We start from the raw sequence: 3948 nt of genomic DNA on the forward strand, positions 1-3948 counted from the left end.
CGGCTGCCTGGACTCGATCCCGGGCGGCGCGGAAGGGACCCTGCTGCGGGCGGTCCGGCGGCGGGCTCCGGCCGCTCCTCGGGCGGCAGGAACCGCGGCCGTCCCATGTCACCGGTCATGTGCCCAGCGTAAGGGGCCGGGACGAGGTGGATCGTCCGGGGCGCGGGAGGCGGTCGCGGTCGGTAGTTTGGACGGGTCCGTTTTGGGAGGAGAGACCGGTGTTGCTCGTGTTCAGCCTTTCGGTGTTCTTCCGCACGACGGGTCAGGGGACCTTCCACTGCCCCCGCTGCGGCGGCGACCGCGCCTACCGGCGCCGGGCCGCCCGCCGCTGGCTCACCCTCTTCTTCCTGCCCGTCGTCCCGCTGCGGCGGCTGGGCGAGGTGGCCGAGTGCCGCGCCTGCCGGACCCGGTTCCCCGTCTCCGCCCTGCGCACCCCGACGGCCCAGCAGCTGGCCGCCGCCCTGCCCGCCGGGATGCGCGCCGCCGCCGGGCTCGTCCTGCGCGCCGGCGACCCCGACGACGAGCGCAGCCGGGAACGCGCCATCGAGGCCGTCACCGGCTACGGCGAGGTGGACTACGACGACATCGCCGTCGACACCGACCTGGAGCTCCGCGAGGCGTTCCTCGCGGAGGAGGTCGCCCGCGCGGGAGCGGGCCTCGCCGTCGAGGCGAAGGAGTGGTTCCTGGCCCGCTGCGTCCGCATCGGCCTCGCCGACGGCCCCCTGGACGAGTCCGAGCGCCGCGCCCTGCACCACGTGGCCCACCTCCTCGGCATGAGCCGGGCCCACGCCCTCGGCGTCATCACCCTGACCGAAGGGGCGGCGCACTAGCCGTTTCCGAGGCCCGGCTCCGCCCTGTCCCGGGGTCTTCCGGGCCCGGGTTCGCGTGGACGGGGCGTTTCCCCGGCTTAGGCTCTTCCTGAACGCTGTCATTCGGCCGCAACGGCTCGGACGGACCCCGGAGGGACGGGAGCATGGCGGACGCGGGAATCGCGCTGGTCCGGCGGCCCGGGAGGCGGCTGGCGGAGGGGCTGGTCACGCACCAGGAGCGGCGGCCGGTGGACCTGGAGGCCGCGCGGCGGCAGCACGAGGCGTACCAGGCGGCGCTGCGCGCGGCGGGATGGAGCGTGCGGGCCGTCCCGGACGCCGACGACGCCCCCGACGCCGTGTTCGTCGAGGACACGGTCGTGGTGTGCGGTGACACGGCCGTCCTGGCCCTGCCCGGCGCGCCCGAGCGCCGCGCCGAGGTCGCCGGTACCGAGAGCGTGGTCCGCGACCTCGGGCTGGCCGTCGAGCGGATCACCGCGCCCGGCACCCTCGACGGCGGGGACGTCCTCCAGGCCGGCGGCACCGTCTACGTCGGCCGCGGCGACCGCACCAACGAGGAGGGCATCTGCCAGCTCGCCCGGCTCCTCGGCGGCCGCCGGGTCGTCCCGGTGGACGTGCGGGGCGCGCTGCACCTGAAGTCGGCGATGACCGCGCTCCCGGACGGCTCGCTGATCGGCGTCCCGGAGTGGCTGGACACCGGGGCGCTGCCCGCCCTGCGGGTCGCGCCCGAGCCGTCCGGCGCGCACGTGGTCGTCCTCGGCCCGGAGCACCTGCTGCTCGCCGCGTCCGCGCCGCGCACCGCCGCCCTGCTCGCCGCCGACGGGTACCGCGTGACGGTCGTGGACATCGGCGAGTTCGAGGCGCTGGAGGGCTGTGTGACATGCCTCTCCGTGCTCGTTCCGACACGCCCTTCCTGAAGGCGCAGGCAGGCGGGCCGCGAGACACGGGCGTCTCAGATGGCGAGACCCGGTTTCCGTGTGGCGGATGGGATCTGTTAGCTTGACGACGTGTCCGCGGAACTGCTTCTCCTTAGCGGCCGCAGCGGGGGCCTGTAGAGAAGGCCGGCTCCCTCGCTGCGGGACTTTGACGTGAGCGTCGGCCGCGAGGACTGAGCAGAGGGAACCAGGATTCCGATGTACCCGCAGCAGCAAACCTCCGGAATGCCCTTCCAGCGCTACCGGCCGTTCGAGCCGGTCCGGCTGGCCGACCGCACCTGGCCCGACCAGGTCGTCACCGAGGCCCCGCGCTGGTGCGCGGTGGACCTGCGCGACGGCAACCAGGCGCTGATCGACCCGATGGACGCCCACCGCAAGCTCCAGATGTTCGAGCTGCTGGTCCGGATGGGCTACAAGGAGATCGAGGTCGGCTTCCCGGCCGCCAGCCAGACCGACTACGACTTCGTCCGGCAGATCATCGACGAGGACCGGATCCCGGACGACGTCGCGATCCAGGTGCTGACGCAGGCCCGGCCGGAGCTGATCGAGCGGACCTTCGAGTCGCTCCGCGGCGCCAAGCAGGCGATCGTCCACCTGTACAACTCGACGTCCACGCTGCAGCGGCGCGTGGTGTTCGGGCAGGACCGGGACGGCATCACCGCGATCGCGGTCGAGGGTGCCAAGCTGTGCGCCAAGCTCGCCGAGCAGATGGGCGACACCGAGATCCACTTCCAGTACTCGCCCGAGTCGTTCACCGGCACCGAGCTGGAGTACGCGGTGGAGGTCTGCAACGCCGTCAACGAGGTCTGGCAGCCCACCCCCGACCGCAAGGTCATCGTGAACCTGCCCGCCACGGTCGAGATGGCCAGCCCGAACGTCTACGCCGACCAGATCGAGTGGATGAACCGGAACCTGGCGTTCCGCGACTCGGTCATCCTGTCGCTGCACCCGCACAACGACCGGGGCACCGCCGTCGCCGCCGCCGAGCTGGGCTACCTGGCCGGGGCCGACCGCATCGAGGGCTGCCTGTTCGGCAACGGCGAGCGCACCGGCAACGTCTGCCTGGTCACGCTGGGCCTGAACCTGTTCACCCAGGGCGTCGACCCGATGATCGACTTCTCTGACATCGACGAGATCCGGCGCACCGTCGAGTACTGCAACCAGCTGCCCGTCCACGAGCGGCACCCGTACGGCGGCGACCTGGTGTACACCGCCTTCTCCGGCTCCCACCAGGACGCGATCAACAAGGGCTTCGACCACCTGCGGCGGGACGCGGCGGCCGCCGGGGTACCGGTCGAGGAGTACACCTGGCAGGTGCCGTACCTGCCGATCGACCCGCACGACGTGGGCCGGTCGTACGAGGCGGTCATCCGGGTCAACAGCCAGTCCGGCAAGGGCGGCGTCGCCTACATCATGAAGACCGAGCACTCGCTGGAGCTGCCGCGGCGGCTCCAGATCGAGTTCTCCCGGGTCGTCCAGCAGCACACCGACGACGAGGGCGGCGAGGTCACCGCCGAGCGGATGTGGGAGATCTTCGAGCGCGAGTTCCTGTCGAACGGCCCGCGCGTCGGGCTGCTGGCGCACCGCGCCGTCTCCCGCGTCAACGAGAAGGACCGGCTGTCCTGCGACGTCCGGGTGCACGGGGAGATCCGCGAGATCGAGGGCGTCGGCAACGGCCCGGTCTCGGCCTTCGAGGACGCCCTGGCGACCGTCGGCGTGCACGTCCGCGTCCTGGACTACGCCGAGCACGCGATGAGCGCGGGCGGCGACGCGCGCGCCGCCGCCTACGTGGAGTGCGACGTGGAGGGTCAGACGGTCTGGGGGGTCGGCATCGACGGGAACATCGTCACCGCGTCCCTGAAGGCCATGCTGTCGGCGGTCAACCGCGTCGCCCGCGGAGCCTGACGGCATGTCCCGCGAACCGGCGGCGGAGCCTGCCGGCGTGTCGCCGGGAGTCGGCGACGGGCGCGGAACGCGGCCTTTGCGAAGACTCTGCCTGAATCAGGCTTCCGCCTGACGTTCGAACTTTCCGGGTGTCTCCCGCGCGGGGGAGGCACCCGGAAACCCTTTTCCCGGCCCCTCTCAGGGCCCTCGCCGCCGCGGGCGGACAGGGCCGGACCGCTACGAGTGGCCCGGTCCCGGCCGCCGGTCGGCGTGTCGCGGCGGCGGGTCAGCCGCCGTCGAGG

General features: G+C 72.8%; 3 protein-coding genes. All 3 read left to right on the plus strand.

Going from position 1 to position 3948, the window contains the following annotated elements; genetic code table 11:
• The first annotated feature begins 218 nt into the window (after positions 1-218).
• The 3 genes from AB0J52_RS30845 (at position 219) to leuA (ending at position 3667) form a co-directional block, all read left to right on the plus strand.
• On the plus strand, positions 219-830 hold the full coding sequence (locus AB0J52_RS30845) for a TerB family tellurite resistance protein (RefSeq protein WP_500186211.1): 612 nt from the start codon (positions 219-221) through the stop codon (positions 828-830).
• Positions 831-973: 143 nt separating this feature from the next.
• Entirely contained in the window at positions 974-1744 is a 771-nt protein-coding gene (gene ddaH / locus AB0J52_RS30850) for a dimethylargininase (protein ID WP_500186213.1), read from the plus strand.
• 216 nt (positions 1745-1960) lie between these two features.
• Positions 1961-3667 (plus strand): 2-isopropylmalate synthase, encoded by a 1707-nt coding sequence (leuA, locus tag AB0J52_RS30855; protein WP_500186214.1) that lies wholly within the window; start codon positions 1961-1963, stop codon positions 3665-3667.
• Positions 3668-3948: the final 281 nt, after the last annotated feature.

Origin of the sequence: Spirillospora sp. NPDC049652, assembly GCF_040675125.1 — a bacterium.
Classification (GTDB): Bacteria; Actinomycetota; Actinomycetes; order Streptosporangiales; family Streptosporangiaceae; genus Spirillospora.